This is a genomic window from Pseudomonas rhodesiae, assembly GCF_013285305.1.
In the GTDB taxonomy this organism is placed as follows: Bacteria; Pseudomonadota; Gammaproteobacteria; order Pseudomonadales; family Pseudomonadaceae; genus Aquipseudomonas; species Aquipseudomonas rhodesiae.
Genome location: NZ_CP054205.1, coordinates 4,800,530 through 4,818,447, shown reverse-complemented (window position 1 = coordinate 4,818,447; position 17,918 = coordinate 4,800,530). Strand labels below are relative to the sequence as shown.

The 17,918-nt window shown below is 60.1% G+C and carries 17 protein-coding genes; 9 read left to right on the top strand and 8 right to left on the bottom strand.

What is annotated here, in order from left to right; all coding sequences use genetic code 11:
- The first annotated feature begins 16 nt into the window (after positions 1-16).
- From HRH33_RS21815 to groL, 3 genes are all read left to right on the top strand, one after another.
- Positions 17-493 (top strand): FxsA family protein, encoded by a 477-nt coding sequence (locus tag HRH33_RS21815; RefSeq protein WP_034139174.1) that lies wholly within the window; start codon positions 17-19, stop codon positions 491-493.
- 247 nt (positions 494-740) lie between these two features.
- On the top strand, positions 741-1,037 hold the full coding sequence (locus HRH33_RS21810) for a co-chaperone GroES (RefSeq protein ID WP_017846112.1): 297 nt from the start codon (positions 741-743) through the stop codon (positions 1,035-1,037).
- Positions 1,038-1,086: 49 nt separating this feature from the next.
- A complete protein-coding gene (gene groL / locus HRH33_RS21805; protein WP_167416649.1) occupies positions 1,087-2,733 on the top strand; it encodes a chaperonin GroEL in 1,647 nt (548 codons plus the stop codon).
- An 83-nt stretch (positions 2,734-2,816) separates the two neighbouring features.
- On the opposite strand, the gene HRH33_RS21800 is transcribed toward groL, so the two are convergent.
- Positions 2,817-4,766 carry an LTA synthase family protein gene (locus HRH33_RS21800; RefSeq protein ID WP_167416650.1) on the bottom strand — a complete coding sequence of 650 codons (1,950 nt, stop codon included), beginning with the start codon at positions 4,764-4,766 and terminating at the stop codon, positions 2,817-2,819.
- 201 nt (positions 4,767-4,967) lie between these two features.
- On the opposite strand from HRH33_RS21800, the gene colR reads away from it, so the two are divergent.
- The 5 genes from colR to HRH33_RS21775 all read left to right on the top strand — a co-directional run bounded on the left by colR (position 4,968) and on the right by HRH33_RS21775 (position 8,737).
- Positions 4,968-5,651: a two-component system response regulator ColR gene (gene colR / locus HRH33_RS21795; protein ID WP_034139171.1), complete on the top strand. Its 684-nt coding sequence runs from the start codon at positions 4,968-4,970 to the stop codon at positions 5,649-5,651.
- Positions 5,641-6,921 (top strand): sensor histidine kinase, encoded by a 1,281-nt coding sequence (locus tag HRH33_RS21790; RefSeq protein ID WP_167416651.1) that lies wholly within the window; start codon positions 5,641-5,643, stop codon positions 6,919-6,921. Before colR ends, HRH33_RS21790 begins: the two co-directional genes overlap by 11 nt.
- A 187-nt stretch (positions 6,922-7,108) precedes the next feature.
- Positions 7,109-7,789, top strand: coding sequence for a class I SAM-dependent methyltransferase (locus HRH33_RS21785; protein WP_034139169.1), 681 nt, complete (start codon positions 7,109-7,111; stop codon positions 7,787-7,789).
- 4 nt (positions 7,790-7,793) lie between these two features.
- Entirely contained in the window at positions 7,794-8,513 is a 720-nt protein-coding gene (locus HRH33_RS21780; RefSeq protein WP_094065467.1) for a lipopolysaccharide kinase InaA family protein, read from the top strand.
- On the top strand, positions 8,510-8,737 hold the full coding sequence (locus HRH33_RS21775; RefSeq protein ID WP_034100283.1) for a hypothetical protein: 228 nt from the start codon (positions 8,510-8,512) through the stop codon (positions 8,735-8,737). The genes HRH33_RS21780 and HRH33_RS21775 overlap by 4 nt, the downstream gene beginning before the upstream one ends.
- Before the next feature lie 66 nt (positions 8,738-8,803).
- Here the strand turns inward: HRH33_RS21775 and HRH33_RS21770 are convergent, their stop codons facing one another.
- The 4 genes from HRH33_RS21770 to HRH33_RS21755 all read right to left on the bottom strand — a co-directional run bounded on the left by HRH33_RS21770 (position 8,804) and on the right by HRH33_RS21755 (position 13,618).
- A complete protein-coding gene (locus HRH33_RS21770) occupies positions 8,804-9,904 on the bottom strand; it encodes a hypothetical protein (protein WP_167416652.1) in 1,101 nt (366 codons plus the stop codon).
- Positions 9,905-9,994: 90 nt separating this feature from the next.
- Positions 9,995-11,092, bottom strand: coding sequence for a DUF1513 domain-containing protein (locus tag HRH33_RS21765; protein ID WP_167416710.1), 1,098 nt, complete (start codon positions 11,090-11,092; stop codon positions 9,995-9,997).
- A 2-nt stretch (positions 11,093-11,094) separates the two neighbouring features.
- On the bottom strand, positions 11,095-12,159 hold the full coding sequence (locus HRH33_RS21760; protein WP_094065464.1) for an imelysin family protein: 1,065 nt from the start codon (positions 12,157-12,159) through the stop codon (positions 11,095-11,097).
- A gap of 31 nt (positions 12,160-12,190) precedes the next feature.
- Positions 12,191-13,618, bottom strand: coding sequence for a di-heme oxidoreductase family protein (locus tag HRH33_RS21755; protein WP_167416653.1), 1,428 nt, complete (start codon positions 13,616-13,618; stop codon positions 12,191-12,193).
- A gap of 140 nt (positions 13,619-13,758) precedes the next feature.
- Between HRH33_RS21755 and HRH33_RS21750 the strand changes: the two genes are divergently transcribed.
- The gene (locus HRH33_RS21750; RefSeq protein WP_034115003.1) at positions 13,759-14,322 is read left to right on the top strand and encodes a nitroreductase family protein; all 564 of its coding nucleotides are present in this window, start codon (positions 13,759-13,761) and stop codon (positions 14,320-14,322) included.
- A 110-nt stretch (positions 14,323-14,432) separates the two neighbouring features.
- Here HRH33_RS21750 and HRH33_RS21745 read toward each other — a convergent pair whose 3' ends face one another.
- The 3 genes from HRH33_RS21745 to HRH33_RS21735 form a co-directional block, all read right to left on the bottom strand.
- Positions 14,433-16,571, bottom strand: coding sequence for a methyl-accepting chemotaxis protein (locus HRH33_RS21745; protein ID WP_167416654.1), 2,139 nt, complete (start codon positions 16,569-16,571; stop codon positions 14,433-14,435).
- A 136-nt stretch (positions 16,572-16,707) separates the two neighbouring features.
- A complete protein-coding gene (locus tag HRH33_RS21740) occupies positions 16,708-17,109 on the bottom strand; it encodes a YbaN family protein (RefSeq protein WP_034100274.1) in 402 nt (133 codons plus the stop codon).
- A 147-nt stretch (positions 17,110-17,256) separates the two neighbouring features.
- Positions 17,257-17,865: a biliverdin-producing heme oxygenase gene (locus tag HRH33_RS21735; RefSeq protein ID WP_034100272.1), complete on the bottom strand. Its 609-nt coding sequence runs from the start codon at positions 17,863-17,865 to the stop codon at positions 17,257-17,259.
- Between the last annotated feature and the right edge of the window lie 53 nt (positions 17,866-17,918).

Below are 17,918 nucleotides of genomic sequence, written 5' to 3'. Positions count from 1 at the left end.
GTTGAGGAAACATTTGATGCGCCCTTTTTTATTGCTCTTTCTGCTGTTCCCGGTGTTGGAGCTGTTCGTCTTCGTTCAAGTCAGCGGTGCGATCGGGTTCTTCCCAGCATTGCTGTTGATTATTCTGGGCTCGATGCTCGGCGTTCTGGTGCTGCGCGTCGCCGGCCTGGCCACGGCGCTGCGTGCCCGTGAAAGCCTGAATCGCGGCGAATTGCCCGCTCAGACCATGCTCGAAGGTCTGATGATGGCCCTGGCCGGTGGCCTGTTGATCCTGCCGGGTTTCATCAGCGACGTGGTGGGCCTGGTGATGCTGCTGCCGGTTACCCGCAGGCTACTAGCCGGCAAGATGCGCCAGCGTGCCGAGGAGGCAGCTATTCGTCAGCGCGCGTTTGCCGACGACCTGCAACCCCGTGGCGGCCCGGCTCCGCGCCAGCCCCTGGGACGTGAAGGCGATGTGATCGAAGGCGAGTTCGAGCACCGCGACAGCAAATAACCGCTTCATTGGCACGGCACCTTCGGGTGCCGTGCTGCATTTACCCGCTCCCGGACATAAAAAATTTCATTTGCCGCCCCTTGTAATAGGCCCAGGCGCCCTTATGTAACGGTCACCGCAAGGTTTCTGGTGGTGACACTAGACAGACTTCCGCGTTTCGCTCAGCGAACCGCGACCGGCACCGCCGGAATTTAACCCGCCGGAATTGATACCGGCCGATGAAAAACACAATTAGGAGAGATCGACAATGAGCAAGCTTCGTCCTCTGCACGACCGCGTCGTCATCCGTCGCAGCGAAGAAGAAAAGAAAACCGCCGGCGGCATCGTCCTGCCAGGTTCGGCTGCTGAAAAAGCCAACCACGGTGTGATCGTCGCTGCTGGCCCAGGCAAAACCCTGGAGAACGGTGAAGTACGCGCGCTGGCCGTGAAAGTGGGTGACAAGGTTGTTTTCGGCCCTTACTCCGGTAGCAACACTGTGAAAGTCGACGGCGAAGACCTGCTGGTAATGGCTGAGAACGAAATTCTCGCTGTACTGGAAGGCTGATTTCCCGCTCATTTTCCCGTTACTTCAAAGTATTTAAGGAATATCGATCATGGCTGCTAAAGAAGTTAAATTCGGCGACTCCGCCCGTAAGAAAATGCTCACAGGTGTCAACATCCTGGCTGACGCAGTAAAAGCGACCCTGGGCCCGAAAGGCCGTAACGTGATCATCGAGAAGAGCTTCGGCGCTCCGACCATCACCAAGGACGGCGTTTCCGTAGCCAAAGAAATCGAACTGGAAGACCGTTTCGAAAACATGGGCGCGCAGCTGGTCAAAGACGTTGCCTCCCGTGCCAACGATGACGCAGGCGACGGCACCACCACCGCCACCGTTCTGGCTCAGTCGATCGTCAACGAAGGCCTCAAGGCCGTCGCTGCCGGCATGAACCCGATGGACCTCAAGCGCGGTATCGACAAGGCGACCATCGCCATCGTTAAAGAGCTGAAGAACCTGTCCAAGCCATGTGCCGATACCAAGGCCATCGCTCAGGTGGGTACCATTTCGGCCAACTCCGACAACTCCATCGGCGACATCATTGCCGAAGCCATGGAAAAAGTCGGTAAAGAAGGCGTGATCACCGTTGAAGAAGGCTCGGGCCTGGAAAACGAACTGTCGGTTGTTGAAGGCATGCAGTTTGACCGCGGCTACCTGTCCCCGTACTTCGTCAACAAGCCAGACACCATGGTTGCCGAGCTGGACAGCCCGCTGATCCTGCTGGTCGACAAGAAAATCTCCAACATCCGCGAAATGCTGCCGGTGCTGGAAGCGGTTGCCAAAGCCGGTCGCCCACTGCTGATCGTGGCCGAAGACGTCGAAGGCGAAGCCCTGGCGACTCTGGTTGTGAACAACATGCGTGGCATCGTCAAAGTCGCTGCCGTCAAGGCGCCAGGCTTTGGTGACCGTCGCAAGGCCATGCTGCAGGACATCGCCGTTCTGACTGGCGGTACCGTTATCTCCGAAGAGATCGGTCTGAGCCTGGAAAGCGCCACTCTGGAAAACCTGGGTAGCGCCAAGCGCGTGACCCTGTCCAAGGAAAACACCATCATCGTTGACGGTGCTGGCGTTGAAGGTGACATCGAGTCGCGCATCGCTCAGATCCGCGCCCAGGTTGCCGAGACTTCCTCGGACTACGACCGTGAAAAACTGCAAGAGCGTCTGGCCAAGCTGTCCGGCGGCGTTGCAGTGATCAAGGTTGGCGCCGGTTCCGAAGTTGAAATGAAAGAGAAGAAAGCCCGCGTTGAAGACGCCCTGCACGCAACCCGTGCAGCCGTTGAGGAAGGCGTGGTTCCTGGCGGTGGCGTTGCGCTGATCCGTGCTCTGGAAGCCCTGACTGGCCTGACTGGCGACAACGCCGACCAGAACGTCGGTATTGCTGTACTGCGTCGCGCTGTAGAAGCACCACTGCGCCAGATCGCTGCCAACTCCGGCGACGAGCCAAGCGTTGTGGTCAACGAAGTCAAGAGCGGCAAAGGTAACTACGGTTACAACGCCGCCACTGGCGTCTACGGCGACATGATCGAAATGGGCATCCTGGATCCAACCAAGGTTACCCGTTCCGCTCTGCAAGCAGCATCCTCCATCGGCGGTCTGATCCTGACCACCGAAGCGGCCATTGCTGACAAGCCGAAGGCTGAAGGCGCGGCTGGCGGCGGTATGCCAGACATGGGCGGCATGGGTGGCATGGGCGGCATGATGTAAGCCAGCCTTACCCCCGTACTGAAAAGCCCCGCCTGCAGTGATGCAGGCGGGGCTTTTTATTGCGCGTTCGGTAAAGAACGTACCTAGCGCTCGGTCAACCGTGGGCTCGCCTCCTTGGGCGCTTTCCAACTCAGCAACTGCTGCTTGAACCCGTAGCTGGCGGCCTGGTAGTAGGTGATCGCCCGCTGAATCAACGGATCATCGCTGCCCACTCGCGATTCCTGACTCTCCGCCAACGCCTGATCGTGGCGACGCAAGCCCAGGCGCGGACTGAGAATGGCCAAGTCCTTGCCGTCGAACAGCCCCAGGTGCTGGTAGTTGCCGACTACCACGCGCGGCGGTAGCGGGTTGTCCTGAAGCAAATCGCGGCCGAAGAACGTCGACTCGTAGCTCAGGTTGATCAGGCCCAGCAGGGTCGGCGCCAGGTCGATCTGACTCGCCAGTTGCGCGGATTCCCGAGGGTCGATCAGCTTGGGGGCATAAATGAACAATGGAATCTGGTAGTTGGTGATGGGCAGGTCCTCTTTGCCCGCGCTGCCGGCCGTGTGGTCGGCGACGAACACAAAGATCGTGTTATCGAACCAAGGCTTCTGGCGTGCCGCATCGAGGAATTCACCGATGGCATGGTCGGTGTATTTCACCGCGCCGTCGCGGCCATTGCCGGATTTGATATCGATACGCCCATCCGGGTAGGTGTAAGGGCGATGGTTGGAGGTGGTCATCAGTTGTAGCAGGAATGGCTGCTGCTTTGCGTAATCGGCATCGGCCAGTTTCAGAGTTTGTTTGTACAGATCCTCGTCGGCCATGCCCCAGGCGTTCTTAAACGAGATTTCGGTCTCGGGCACGCTGCTCTGATCGACCACGCGATAACCGTTGCCGCTGAAAAACGCGTTCATGTTATCGAAGTAACCGCGCCCACCGTACACGAACACGCTGTCATAACCGACCGCGGAAAGCTGTTGCCCGAGGCTGGCAAAACCGCTTTCACGACCGATGCGTTTGACGATTGAGCGCCCGGGTGTAGGGGGAATCGCCAGGGTGATCGCTTCCAGGCCGCGGTCGGTTCGGGTACCGGTGGCGTAAAAGTTATTGAAGTACAGGCTTTGTTGGCGCAGCGCGTCCAGATTGGGTGTGAGGTTACGCCCGTCGCCGTTGCTGCCCATGTATTTGGCGCTGAAGCTTTCGATGGTCACCAGCACGATATTGGGCGTGCGCAGCGGGCCCGGGTGGCTGATGGCGCGGCGGATATCCAGTGGGTCCTGGCCGATGAAGCGCGCGTTGGGCTCGCTGAGTTCGGCGCGCAGTTGCCTGGCGACAACTTCGGTCGGCAGGCTTTTATAGAATTGTGCGTAATCCAACTCGTTGTTACGGAAGGCTGCGAAAAACTGATAAGGGCCGTTGCTGGCCAGTTCGTTTTTGTAGGCGTTGCCGCCCTGGGTGCGGGGGCTGTCCTGACTGATCAACTGCAGGCTGAGGCCGACGGCCAGCACCAGCACCAGTGCATTGAGCAAACGGCCACGCAACGGCGGCAGTGGGGCGTCCATGGCGGCGTTGAACGGTTTGCGCAACACCAGGCTCAACACAACGGCCAGCATCGCCAGCAAACTGAGCAGTTTGCCGATCGGGTAAGACTCCAGCAGGTTGTTCAACACTTCATCGGAGTACACCAGATAGTCGACGGCGATAAAGTTGAAGCGCACACCGAACTCGTCCCAGAACAGCCATTCGGCCACCGAGGTAAACAGCATCGCGAAAACGCTGACAGTGAGTACCGCCTGCAAAAACCAGCGATGGCCGCGACGCCGCCACAGACCGGGCGGGCAAAGCAGCACATACAGGCCCAGCGGTAACGCTGCGTAGGCCAGGAAACCCAGGTCGTAAACCAGGCCCACCGCAAACACCGGTAGCAGGTTGCCGCCGACTTCGTCCAGGTGGGTGAGCAGCAGCACGGCGCGCGTCAGCAGGAATATCAATAACCAAGCACCGGTTATCAACAGCAGATAGCGCATTGGCGCTGTTTTGACGAAACCCATGTCTATGTTCCTTATATAAATGGGGGGCGATATTCGTCCTGACACTGTAGTCAGTTTGTGAAGCTATAGTGAAAAACTCGTTGCCCTGGCTATTTGATTGAAAACCCTGATCCACGGGCCTTTCAGGTCTATCCCTGAGCCCCACTTGGCCTTAAGCTGCGCGAGCCAACACGGCCGTTACCGCGTACGGAGACACTGCCCATGCGAATTCTATTGGTTGAAGACAACCGCGATATTCTGGCCAACCTGGCCGATTACCTGGGGCTGAAGGGCTACACCGTCGACTGTGCGCAAGACGGTCTGTCGGGCCTGCATCTGGCCGCCACCGAACATTACGATCTGATCGTGCTCGACATCATGCTGCCTGGCATCGATGGCTACACCTTGTGCAAGCGCCTGCGCGAAGATGCGCGGCGCGATACGCCGGTGATCATGCTCACCGCGCGCGACCAATTGGACGATCGGCTACAAGGCTTCAAGTCCGGCGCCGATGATTACCTGCTCAAACCCTTTGCCCTGTCGGAACTCGCCGCGCGCATCGAAGCGGTGCTTCGCCGTGCCCAGGGCGGCGGCCGCCGGGAGTTGCAAGTGGGTGACCTGAGCTACGACCTCGACACCTTGGAAGTGACCCGTGAAGGGCGCCTGCTCAAACTCAACCCGGTCGGCCTGAAGCTGCTGGCGGTGCTGATGCAAAAAAGCCCCCATGTGCTGCGGCGGGAAATTCTCGAAGAGGCATTGTGGGGCGATGACTGCCCGGACAGCGACAGCCTGCGCAGCCATGTCCACCAGTTGCGCCAAGTGATCGACAAACCTTTTGCCAAACCGCTGCTGCACACGGTGCACGGTGTGGGGTATCGCCTGGCCGAGGGCCGAGATGGAATTTAAGCAGAGCCTTGCCCAGCGGATCATCATTGCCTTTGCCTTGATGAGCGCGCTGGTGGCGGGGGCTTTCGCCATGGGCATTGTGGCAACGGTGCACCTGGTGGAGGAAAAGCTGATTTCGGCGGGCCTCGGTGGCGATTTGCAACGCTTGCTGCTGATGGACAGCGTCGAAGACTGGAGCCATCGACCCGAGCCGGATCAGCTGTTCTATTTCAGCGGCGGCCGTGGCGATTTCGAATTACCCAAGGATCTGCGTCACCTCGAGCCTGGCTTTCACGAGGTATTCCGTGAGTCGCTGTCATACCACGCCATGGTCGAGGTCATAGACGGGCGGCGCTACGTGCTGCTGCAGGATCAGAGTGACTTCGAAGAGCGTGAGCGCGTGCTGTTCGCCGTGGTGCTGGTGGGCTTCGTGCTCAGCCTTGCCCTGGCTGTGTTCCTCGGTTGGGTGCTGGCGCGCAAAGTGATGGCCCCGGTGGTCCGTCTGGCCCGCCAGGTGCGCCATCGTGACCAGTTGCTGGGCCTGGCGCCGCCTTTGGCGCCGGACTACGCGGCCGATGAAGTGGGCGAATTGGCGGTGGCATTCGACGCCACATTGGGCCGTCTGCGCCAGGCATTGTCCCGCGAGCAATTGTTTACCAGCGATGTGAGTCACGAATTGCGCACGCCGTTGATGGTGCTGGCCAGTTCTTGCGAACTGCTGCTGGAAAACCCGGCCATCGACCAGCGCGGGCGTAACCAGGTGCTACGCATTGCCAGGGCTTGCGAAGAAATGCGCGAGCTGGTGCAAACCTTCCTGATGCTGGCGCGGGCCCAGCACAACGATGCGGTGATGTCGCCTCAGGTCAGCCTCACTCAAGTGGCGGAGGACCTGTTGGGAATCTGGCGTGAGCCTATCGAGCAGAAGGGCCTGCAACTGATCTATCAACCGGGCAACCCTCTGGACGCGCGCTATAACACCACCTTCCTGCACGCGGTAATGGGCAACCTGCTGCGCAATGCGTTGCACTACACCGAGCAGGGCTTTATCCGCCTGACTCTGGAACCGACCGGTTTTGTCGTGGAAGACAGCGGCGTCGGCATTCCCGAAGAAAAACGCGAAGCCATGTTCGAGCCGTTCGTACGCGGTAGTGAGAAACGTGGCGAGGGCCTGGGGCTGGGCCTGTCGCTGGTACAGCGCATCTGCGAGAACCAGGGCTGGAGCGTCAGCCTCAGCACCATGGAGCCCAATGGTTGCCGCTTTCATGTCGAGTTGAGTCAGGTCAAACCCTGACTCCACCCCCTGCCGCTATCCTGCCAATGGTCGCCGTAATTCGGCGAATATGGCCCGTTGATACTATTTGTCTTTGTAAAGTCTTGAAATGTATGAGATTGGACAGGACAAGTTTTTCACAACGAGTTGACCTATTGATCACGCGGCGCTGAATAGTTTGTAGGCATCAGTCATTGGAGACCTGTTGATGCCTACCCCGATCAAGCTCGAATTTTCCGAAAAGTACGACGATCAGCACGCAGAGAAATATTTGCTCAAGCATCAGGACAATCTGGCTCGCCGGTTGTCCCACAAACGCGACGAGCAATTGGCCCGTGGCGCGCTGGCCATGGCCGGTGAGCCTGGGCTGGTGTTGGACCTGCCGTGTGGTGCCGGTCGTTTCTGGCCGCTGCTGGCGGAAAAGCCCAACCGCGTGATTATCGGTGCCGATAATTCCGCGTCGATGCTGAAGGTGGCCACCCAGGCGCAGCCGGCAGAGGTGGTGAAACGGGTACGTCCTTTGCACACCTCTGCCTTTGATATTGATTTGCCAGATAACGCGGTCGACAGCATTTTCTGTATGCGCTTGCTGCACCATATTGGTGATCCGGCCCATCGTCTGGCGATATTGCGCGAGTTTCAGCGAGTTACCCGTGACAGTGTGATTATTTCGCTATGGGTCGACGGCAATTTCAAAGCGTGGAAGCGCAAGCGCAGCGAAGAGCGACGCCGTAGCAAAGGTGGGCAGGACGGTTACCAAAACAGGTTTGTGTTACCGGCTGCTACTGTAGAAGCAGAATTCGAGCAGGCGGGTTTTCGTGTTCAGGACGCTCTGGACTTCATACCGCTCTACGCCATGTGGCGAGTATATGTATTACGCAAGAGGTAACAGGATGGCAGTTGAGTGCGTAGCAGGCAGTCACGTAGCTCCAGAAGAACGATTTGACTATTTCTGGCGTCAGCAGGGCGAATGGGTGGAAGAGCCCAACCGTCGGCGCGGCGGTGAAAGCGGTGTACAGCGGGTTATAAGTGCCAGCGGGCGTTTGCTCTACTGCAAGCGGCAGACCGGGCATATTTACCGCAGTTGGTTGCATCCCTTCGGGCGCCCCACGGTGCTGCGCGAACGTGACGCGCTCAACGGTCTGCGTCTGTTGGACGTGCGAGTCCCGGAAATGGTGTTTTGCGAGGCACGTCGCGATCCCGACCACCAATGGAAAGCCTTGTTGGTGACGGCTTCGCTGGACGGTTTCGACGAGATCGAAAAATGGTATGCCGCCGGTGGCCGTGAGCAGTACGGTGAACAGGTGCATGAGCGTCTGCTCAAGGAAGTGGCGACCACCCTGGCACGTATGCACAAGGGGCGCTGGCAGCACGGCTGTCTGTACATCAAGCATATTTTTGCGCGCGTGACGGGCGAGGGTGACTCGGCCACCGTCGAAGTGGCGTTGCTGGATTTTGAAAAATGTCGCCAGCGCCTTACCGCTTATCGGGCGGCTTCCCACGACATGCTGCAACTGCGGCGCCATTCGTCGTGGAGCAGCGCTGACTGGGAAAAACTCAGCTACTTTTACGAGACGGCGTTTGGCAGCGCTATCAAGGGTTTAACCAGATGAAGCTAGAAATAGCACGAGGTTTTTTTTTGGTGGGAGCGTTAGGCGTAGCAGCCTTGGCGCTGGCCGCCTGGGAGCAGCCTCGCACCCAGGTACTCAGCGCGTCGCAGGGCGGCGCGCAATGCCTGTTGCCGCGTGTCGCCAAGGCGAGCACCGCGGCCAAGCCCGATCATGAACTGTTGCTGTTCATGTTCGGAATGTCTCAAGGGATGAGGCCGCAAAGTTGAAACGATTCAAACCCACCTAAAATGCCTCGCACTGCGAGGCATTTTTTCAATGTGCCGCAATTTTAATCATCCCGCCAAGGCCGTGTAGCCTCTATTGCTGAAGTCGATCAGGGCGCTTGCTTCAGTGCCTGGGTTCGCGCCGTTGCGGGTGAAGCCAGTCAGGTGGCCAGGGCCGATGTTATCAAACGCCTCATCAAGCCGATTGTAGGTGGGGTTTGCGTCAAGATAGTTGGCTACTTTCGCGATGTTGTACGCGGCGTCGGCACGCGAGTCGGCATTCGTATTGTTCTCGCTCCAATCGCCTGTCAGCGCTTTGAGGTTCTCCAACGTTTTAGCGCCACCGGGTTGCTTTGCCAAGGATGATTCCAACCGGGCAACGATCGGATTCGCGCTGAGAATTTGATCCGCCGTGCGTCCATCGCCTTCAGGCCGCCCGGAAGCCGAAGTCGGGATTGTCTCAACGGCTTTTTCATTCTCTGAGGCAAGCGGTGCGCCTTGATTGCCCAAGGGGGCGTAACCCTCTTCGCTGAATTTTTTAACCAGAGCGGCCTCGGAATTTTCTTCGATCGAGACCTCATCGAAGGGCGGCGGGAGCGGGGACCAGTACTCACCCTTGATCTTGCCGTCACCTTGCTTGCTGTCGCCTCGAGCGGATTGCTTCGCTTCGAGCCCATCAATGTAATTGAACAGGCGTGCGGCATTGAAGGCTGCATCTGCTCGTTTCTCTGGATCCGGATTACTGCTGGTCCAGTCACCCAGATGCTTGAACATCGCCTCCTTCGAGACAGACGAGGGCAGGTTATTCAAAATGGGATTTTCGCTGATGATCTGTTCTGCCGTGCGATGGTCGCCTTGCGGCCGTCCCGTAGCAGCGGTGGGGGCAAAGTCAGTATTTTTCTCACTGAGTGAAGCCGTGTTGGCCTTATTTGCCATCGTCCCCTGCGTGTCCGGGTTTTTCAGTGGTGAATGCGGGTCTCTGAGCGCGCGGTGATTGCTTTCGATAACCGCGCTGGTGAATGTACTTGCGAACGCTCTAGCACTAGTGCCTGGGTTTTCCATTCCCCAGGAAGATTGTTTCTCAATAGTGGATCTTGCATAGGTCCGGTTAACCGATGCTGGCGTCAGCACCTGGGAGAAATGGCGGGATAGGGGACTGCTGATCGTCATGGTCACCTCGAGATGTCGTACTGATATGAATCTGCTGAGTGACCATTCGCGCGTTACGGTTCCAAAGGGCGCTTGAATCTGTCGGGATATTCAGACCAGGTGCAGATGGTTATCCCAAAGCCCGGCCGGCAATTCCAACGGTTTAGCGACCAACTGTTTCTGCCGGCAATCGTAGAAGCGGCAACGGCCCTGGCCCGAGGTGACCACAAACCCATCCGCCACCGCTCCCACGCCCGCGCAGTCGGGCAGTGGGCCGTCCAGGCGCAGCTCACCGCTGTCCATGTCCCAGATAAAGAAGCGATTGCCGCGCGGGGCCGTCAAGGCGACCAAGCGCAGTTCGCTGTGCACGGCCACGCTGGCGGTGTAATGCCCCATGGCTTGCAACTGCGCATCGGCCACCGGAAATGCCACGAACGGTTGGCCGGGACGCTTGATGGCCAGCAGTTCGGAGCGCTCCTGGGAAGGGCCCATAAACTGTTGGCCGGTAAGGATCGTGCCATCGCTGGCAATACCCATGTGACGTACGCTGTTCATTTGCTGGCTCAGGGTTTCCTTACTGATCAGCGTGCCGTCGCGACGCATCAGCACCAGGCTCGGCTCCATGGCGTTGAGGTTCATCTCCACGCGGCTTTCCGCTTCGGTGCGGATGCCGCCATTGGCCACCACCAGGGTTTCGCCGTCGGGCATCCACGACACTTGGTGCGGGCCGATGCCATGGGTGGACAGCTCGCCGCTATGCACCAGGCGCTCACCCTCGAACTTGTACACACCGAGCAGGCCGCGGCCGGGGTCGGAGGTATCGTTTTCGGTGGCGTACAGCCACTCGCCACTCTTGTGGATGACCGCGTGGCCATAGAAGTGGCGATTGGCGTTTGAGGCGATGGTTTGCAGCAGCGCGCCATCGCGCAGGTCGATCAGGTAGCTCTCGGTGCCCGGACGACGGGCCACAAACAGCGCAATCGGCAGCGTCGGGTGGTTGATGATGTCGTGGCAGCGCTGGCCGACCTGGGTGGCGAACACCCGCGTGCCGTCCAGTCGATAACCCACGGCGTAGTGCTTGCCGTGCGCATCATCCCGCGCCGACAGCAGCAACGGTCCGTTGTCCTTGTGCTTGAACAGCGTCCAGCCGCCCAGAGTGAGCGCGCTGAGCAGCACGCTGCCAATCGCCAAAGCCTGTCGCCTGAGCATCATCAGTCACCGTCGTTGGCGTTAAAGCCCAGTTGGATCCCCAGCGCCTTGGCCAGCTCACCTTCATGCAGGCGATGCACCACGTTGAGGCTGTCGTAGAGGTCGTTGAGTTGCTGACGCCCGGCGTCGTCGTTCAACAGTTCGTTGAGGCTGCGCTGGTTGCTGGCGAACAGTTTCAGGGACGCGGCATAGGCGGCGTCGATCTTGTCGGCCAAGGCTTTCTGATCCGACGGCAGCAAGCCACGCAAGCCTTTATTGTCGACGCCGACCCACACGGTCTGGGCGGCGGCGAGGCTGGCCTCCAGGCTTTGCAGCGACGACTGGCTACGCCAGGCATCGGCCTGGAACGGTTGCGGGATGCCTTTGGTCTGGCGACCCATGGGCGTGCCGAGTTTTTTCTTCAGGGTGTCCAGCGCGGTCACTTGCACACGCAGCAGATCGGCGATTGCTTCGTGGGAATCGGCATAACGCTGGTTCGGAAATTTGCTCATCTGCGCGAGCATGCCGTCGGTGCTGTTCCAACTGGCCAGGATCTCTTCGGCCAGGGCTTTCTGGCGCTCACCGATGGCCACCAGCAGCGGGCAATAGCGGGCTTTCTGGGCGCTGTCGGCGAGGTCGGTCTTGGCGTCGTAGAGGATGTATTCGTAGGCCGACAGGCCTTGCACAACCACGCTGGCCTTGGCCAGGGCGGCGCCGTCGATCTGCGGCTGGGCTTCCACCAGTTGCTCGACCTGGCGACCCACCAAGTTCTTTTTGTCCGGCCAGAACTGCACTTGCCACGCGCGGTTGCCTTCGGCCAACGGGCCGATCAGCAGCGGTTGCAGCTCGGCCCAGGCCTTTTGTGCGTGCAGGAAATCGGCGCGGGCGGTGTCCAGGCTTTCCTTGCCTTGGCAGTAGGCCAGCGCGCTGACCGCCAATTGGCGGTCGGCGTCGACCCAGCGGCTGTAGGTAGGCAGGATCACTTGCTTGGCGATGGCCGCCGAGGTCACGGCTTGCGGGTCCTGGGGCGAACAGGCGCCAAGGGCGAGGGCGGCCAGGCTGGTGAACAACAACTTGGGACGGAACATGTCGAGCTCCCTTCTGTAATTGGGGCGAAGCTTATAAAGAGTTCAGAAACGCCAGCAACGCAGCGCGCTGCTCGGCATTGAAAGACAGCACATGCTGCTGCGCCGCCTGGGCCTCGCCGCCATGCCAGAGCACGGCTTCGAGCAGGTTGCGGGCGCGGCCGTCATGCAGAAACTGGGTATGACCACTCACGGTTTGTGTCAAACCGATGCCCCACAACGGCGGCGTGCGCCAGTCACGGCCACCGGCCTTGAATTCGCTGCGGTTGTCGGCAAGGCCTTCGCCCATGTCGTGCAACAACAAATCGCTGTATGGACGGATGGCTTGATTGGCCAATTCAGGCTCGGCGGCGTCGGCGGCGGTGGTGAACGTCGGCTTGTGACAACCCTGGCAACCGGCCTGATAGAACAGGTTTTTCCCGGCCAGCACCTGTGGTGAGTCGACATTGCGGCGCACCGGCACGGCCAGGTTGCGAGTGTAGAACAGCACCAGGCGCAGAATGTTATCGCTGACTTCCGGCTCGCCGTCGGGGCCATTCCCGTTGGGCGCCTGTTTGCAGGCGACTTGGGCGTCGGTGCAGTCATCGAAGGGTCTCAGGGTGGTGGTGAGGCCCATATCACCAGAGAACGCGTGAACATTTTGTTGATTGAGCGTGGGTTGCCCGGCTTTCCAGCCAAACCGGCCCAGCACGGTTTTCTGCTGGGCGTCGTCCCAGACCCAATTCGGCCGACCGACAATGGCGTCTTTGTCGGCGGTTTTTGGATCGGTGTTGCGCAGGATATCCGCGTCGCTGATGGCTTCGAGCAGGCCCAGGCCAATCATCGGTGGCGCAATGCGGGCGGAGAAACGCGTGTCGGGGTGCATCGGGCCGTAGCCCAGTTGGGTGATTTGCAGGTTCGGCTTGCGCAGCTCGACCACGGTGCCGTCTTTGAATGTCACGTTGACCGGGGTGTAGTCGACCCGCACCTTGCCTTCCGGCGCCACGCCCGGTACGGCCATGTCCTGCAATTGCCCGCCGTACACCGGCTCCGGCACCACGCCGAGTTGTTCGATCAGCTTGGCGTAGGGCGGTGCATCCGGTATCGACAGGCGCACCAGCATGGACACTGCGTTGGGCGCATCGGCCAGCGGCGGGTGCCCGCGACCGTCCTTGATATGGCAGTTCTGGCAGGCATTGGTGTTGAACAGCGGGCCCAGGCCATCACGGGCGGTGGTGGTGGACGGTGCAATCACCCAGGGGCTGCGGAAAAAACTGTTGCCGACGCTGAAGTCCAGGCGGCGCGTGGGTGACAGGTTGGCCGAGGGCAGGGAAAACGCGTTCTGGTCGCCTTTGTTTACCGTCGTCGCACCGCCGGCGCGCGCTTCACCGGGCTCGGCCTGGGTAAAGCGCGGGGCGTTGTCGCACGCAGTCAGGCCCAGGGCCATACATGCGACAGACAGACGAAAAAGCGAACGGAACATCGAGTTTCCTGAACGAATGCGAAAAAGGTGGGCGCAAAGTCTAACAGGGCGGGGCGGATTGAATAAGAGCAATTATCGTTTGATGGACTCACGGTTCATTCCCGCTAGAATGACCGCACATTTTTTTCTGGAGGTGGCCAATGCAGGCTCTCGACGCTTTGCTCAACCGTGTTTCCGTGCCGCGTTTGCTGGAGCCGGCACCGACCCCGGCGCAGCGCGAGGTGCTCTTCGCCGCCGCCATGCGCGCGCCGGACCACGGTCAACTGCGTCCGTGGCGTTTCCTCACCGTTGAAGGCGCGGCGCGTGAGCAAATGGGCACGCTGCTGGCCGAAGCCGCGCGCCTGCAAGACCCCCAAGCCCCGCAGGCCGCCATCGACAAGGCCCAGAATGGTCCGTTGCGGGCGCCGCTGGTGGTGGTGGTGATCGCGCGTCTGCAGGAGCATTTCAAGGTGCCAAAATCCGAACAACTGCTGGCAGCCGCCTGCGCCGCCCACGGCATTCTGCTGGCGGCTTACGCCCAAGGAATAGGCGCGGTGTGGCGCACTGGCGAATTGTCCTACTCGGCCCACGTCGCCAAGGGCTTGGGGCTGGCGGCGAATGAGGAAGTGATTGGCTTCCTCTATTTGGGCACACCGCAGAACCCGCCGCGTACGGCGCCGAAGGAAGATGTGGCGGCGTTTGTGCAGGCTTGGCCCGGTCTTTGACAAGGTGGGAGGGGGCTTGCCCCCGACAGCGATGTGTCAGCTACAGATGAGTTGACTGACACACTGCAATCGGGGGCTTGCCCCCTTCCACATTGGTCCCGTGGTGTTTGTTAAACCTTGAACTGATCCATGAGCTTCATCTGCTGGCTGGCCAACGCATTGAGCTGGCTGCTGATGGCCGCCGATTCGGTGGCCTGGCCGGTAAGGGTTTCGGTCACGGTGCGGATTGCCGAGACATTGCGGTTGACCTCTTCGGCAACCGCGCTCTGCTGCTCGGCGGCGCTGGCGATTTGCAGGTTCATATCGCTGATCACCGTAACTGCGTCGCTGATCTTGCCCAGGGCCTGCACGGCCTGATGAATCTGTCCGGCATTGCTCTGGGCCTGGCTTTGGCTGGAATGCATGGTCGCCACCACGCCACGGGTGCCGCTCTGGATGCGTTCGATTACCTGGCGGATTTCCTCCACCGAATCCTGGGTGCGCTTGGCCAGGTTGCGCACTTCGTCGGCCACCACCGCGAATCCGCGTCCGCTTTCCCCGGCGCGCGCTGCTTCGATCGCCGCGTTGAGCGCCAGCAGGTTGGTCTGCTCGGCGATGCTGCGGATCACCTCCAGCACTGAGCCGATCTGCTCGCTGTTGACCGCCAGCGCTTCGACTTCACCCACCGCTTTGCTGACTTCGTCGGCCAAGGTGGTGATGTCGCGGGTGCTCTTCTCGATAATCTGCATGCCTTCACGGGCCGACTGGTCGGCGCCGCGCGCCGCATTGGCGGCGTTGGAGGCGCTGTTGGCGACGTCATGGGCCGTGGCACTCATCTCGTTGGAGGCGGTGGCCACCTGGTCGATTTCGCGGAACTGCACTTGCATGCCTTCACTGGTCTGGCGAGCAATGGCCGACGATTGATCCGCCGTGCCCCGGGCTTCGGTGATGCTTTGCTTGATCTGTGCAATGGTGGGCTGCAGCTTGTCGAGGAAGCGGTTGAACCAGTTCACCAACTCGCCTAGTTCGTCCTTTTTGGCGTAGGCCAGACGCTGCGTAAGGTCGCCTTCACCGCTGGCGATGTTCTTGAGCATGGCCGCCACGCTGTTGATCGGACGGGTCACGCCGGTGGCGGTGAGCCAGATCAGCAGCAGGCCCAGCAGGCCGGCAGCAGCCCCTACCAGCAGCGCCTTGATTGTGCCGCTGGCCTGGGCTTCGTCGAGTACCGCTTGGAGCTTGACGTTATCGGCCAGCATCACGCTTTTGGGCAGTTTGATCACCACGCCCCAAGGCTTGGCATCGGCGAGTGGTTTGACCGGGTACACCGCGCGGATGGTGTCGCCCTGTTCGCGGATCATGCGGCTGTCACTTGCCAGCAACTGCACGATCTCCTTGCCTTCTTCACCCAGGGTGTCGATCAAATTCTTGCCGACCCTGGCCGGTTCGCCGCTGTAGGCCGCAATCAGACCGCTGCTGGAGAGAATCTCCAGGTGCGCAGCCCCGTTGAACAGGTCTTTTTGTGCGACGTCGGTGGTTTCCTGCAAGGCGGTCAGCGCAATGTCCACGCCGACGACGCCGATAAGCTTGCCCTCTACAATCAACGGCGATGCGATGGTGGTCATCAGTACCTTTTTGCCACCTACCGTATCTTCATAGGGTTCCAGCAGGCAGGTATTGCGGGTGTCGCGTGGGCACGTGTACCAGATGTTGTAGGGCGTACCGTTGAGGGTCAGAGTGGTCTTGTTCAGGTCCTCTTCAACCATGACGGTGTTCAAGCTTTCGCCGCCGGCACGGCTCCAATAACTGGAGAAGCGCCCTTTCTCATTGGAAGCGCGGGCCTTGTCATCAAGGAATTCGCTGTCCTTGCCGTCCAGAGCGTTGGGTTCGAACGACAGCCAGAAACCCAATACTTTGCTGTTGCGATCGAACGTGGTTTTCATGCTCTGATTGAGGTCTTCGCGCAGCGCACCGGCTTCCAGGCCACGTTTGTTGGCCATGATGCGCAGGTCCTTGATCTGGTCGGCCAGTGCGGTCAGTGCCAGCAGGCTGTCGCCGAATGTTTCCTGCAACTGCACCGCCTGTTCGGCCGCCTTGGCCTGCAGCAACTGTTCCACGCCGTCAGTGAGCATGCGTGAACTTGAGTCACTGACCAGTTGATCATTCTGGTTGGTGTTGTAAATGTTGATGCTGACCACCAGCGCAATCACCCCTAACAGGCAAAGCCCGGACAGCAGCACGATTTTCAAGCGGATAGAGAGGGTGTCGAACATAGGTTCACTCACGAATGGACGTAGTGGTGGGCAAGGCACGGCCAAGTCCATTCAGCGCTATGTCTGCAACATCGGCGCAACGGATCGATTCATGAGCAGAAGGCGATAAGCGGTAGGAAAACAACTACAGCCTTTGTTACGCGGGGGCTGGCAGCCTCTCGGGGCGCGACCAGATCCATAGGTTGCCCAGGCTCATGCCGACGATTGCCAGGTACACCGGCCAGCCATGGTCGAGCATCACCAGCATCAGGATCGCGCACAGCAACATGCTCACGGTGGCGCTGATTTTGGCGCGCCGGGCGATGATCTTGCCGTTGCGCCAGTTGAACAGGATGGGTCCGAACAGGCGGTGGTTCTCCAGCCACGCGCTCAGGCGCGGCGAGCTTTTGGTCGCGGCCCAGGCGGCCAGCAGGATGAATTCGGTGGTGGGCAACCCCGGCACCACAATCGCAATCAAGCCGATGCCCAGGCTCACATAAGCCAGCAGGCCGAAGAGGAGCTGGGCGATTTTCGAAGTGGATTGGGTCTGGCGGGTCATGGGATATGCAGATTCGGGAAAAAACAAAGACAAAGGTGGGAGGGGGCTTGGCCTCGATTGCCGTGCATCAGCCAACAAATAGGAAACTGACCCGCCGTCATCGGGGGCAAGCCCCCTCCCACAGTCGATTGCATTTCAAAAGCGAGATCAGGCCAGTTCTGGGGCGCTAGCGTACGCCTGTTCCAGCAAAACGGTGAAGCGTACAAACGCGTCAATCGCGCCTTTTTCCGCTGCCGCTTCTTCTTCGGCGCTCAATTGCAGTGCATCCAGGGTGCGGGTGAAGCTTTTCCAGCCTTCGGCGCGTCCGCCGGCCGGCTCACCCAAATGACGTGCACCAAAGGTGTCGCTCAGGCCCAGGCCCACGGCGCGCTTGATCAGGAACGCAGCGCCCAGCTTGGAACCTTCGGACACAAACAACCAGCCCAGGGCTTCGGCCTTGCTTGGGTTTTTCAGTGCGCCCGGGACTGGGGCTGGCACGTCGGTCTCCAGGTCGGCCAGGTCCAGCCTGGCGGCTTCGGCGCGGCAGCGTTCGGCCAGGTCCGGTACCAGCTTGATCAGCTCGGGATCGGTGTACAGCGCCACCAGTTCCGATTGGAACAGGTATTGCGCCACCACGAACCGCGCGAAGTTGGCCTGGGTCTCGAATGGGGCGTGGGCCTTGACTAGCGCGTCGAGCTTGGCGTGCGGGGCGTGGGTGATCTGGTTCAGGCGCTGGGAGCGCAGGCTTGGGCGTTCTGCGGTAGGGGAAGCGGTCATGAAAAAGTCCTTGATAGGGGGGCGCCGGGTTGTTCTTAAAGAGAGTGGTTATC